This is a genomic window from Paenibacillus herberti (genome assembly GCF_002233675.1).
Lineage (GTDB): Bacteria > Bacillota > Bacilli > Paenibacillales > Paenibacillaceae > Paenibacillus_O > Paenibacillus_O herberti.
Window position 1 is genome coordinate 1,153,285 of sequence record NZ_NMUQ01000002.1, and the last position, 826, is coordinate 1,154,110.

Genomic DNA, 826 nt, shown 5'->3' on the forward strand with positions numbered 1-826 from the left:
AAAACACCTTGTACCTTGAAAACTGGATACGAACGATATGAAATGCTGAAACATCCGATAGCTGTTGCTTACCTGTCAGCTTGTCTTCGGACAAGGTGAAGCGAAGGTTCGTTAGAACCGGAGCATTGGTTAAGCTACTAAGAGCGCACGGAGGATGCCTAGGCGCCAGAAGCCGAAGAAGGACGTGGCGAACCACGATAGGCCTCGGGGAGCTGTAAGCAAGCGTTGATCCGGGGATTTCCGAATGGGGAAACCCAGCTGGAGTAATGTCCAGTTACTGCGATGTGAATACATAGCGTCGCGTGAGGCATACCAGGGGAACTGAAACATCTAAGTACCCTGAGGAAGAGAAAACAATAGTGATTCCGTCAGTAGCGGCGAGCGAACGCGGATTAGCCCAAACCAAGGGGCTTGCTCCTTGGGGTTGTGGGACGTCTCACATGGAGTTACAAAGGAATGGGTTAGGCGAAGAGGTCTGGAAAGGCCCGCTACAAGAGGTAAAAGCCCTGTACCCAAAAGTCCATTCCCTCCGAGACGGATCCCGAGTACCGCGAGACACGTGAAACCTCGTGGGAATCCGGCAGGACCATCTGCCAAGGCTAAATACTCTCTGGCGACCGATAGTGAAGCAGTACCGTGAGGGAAAGGTGAAAAGCACCGCGGGAGCGGAGTGAAATAGAACCTGAAACCGTGCGCTTACAAAAAGTCAAAGCCCTATTACTGGGTGATGGCGTGCCTTTTGTAGAATGAACCGGCGAGTTACGTTCACGTGCAAGGTTAAGTCGGGAAGACGGAGCCGCAGCGAAAGCGAGTCTGAATAGGGCGA

1 rRNA gene (cut by a window edge) is annotated in these 826 nt (G+C 52.5%); it reads left to right on the forward strand.

From position 1 onward, the window contains the following. The first annotated feature begins 127 nt into the window (after nucleotides 1–127). A 23S ribosomal RNA gene (locus CGZ75_RS17615) occupies nucleotides 128–826 on the forward strand (it continues 2,240 nt past the right edge of the window).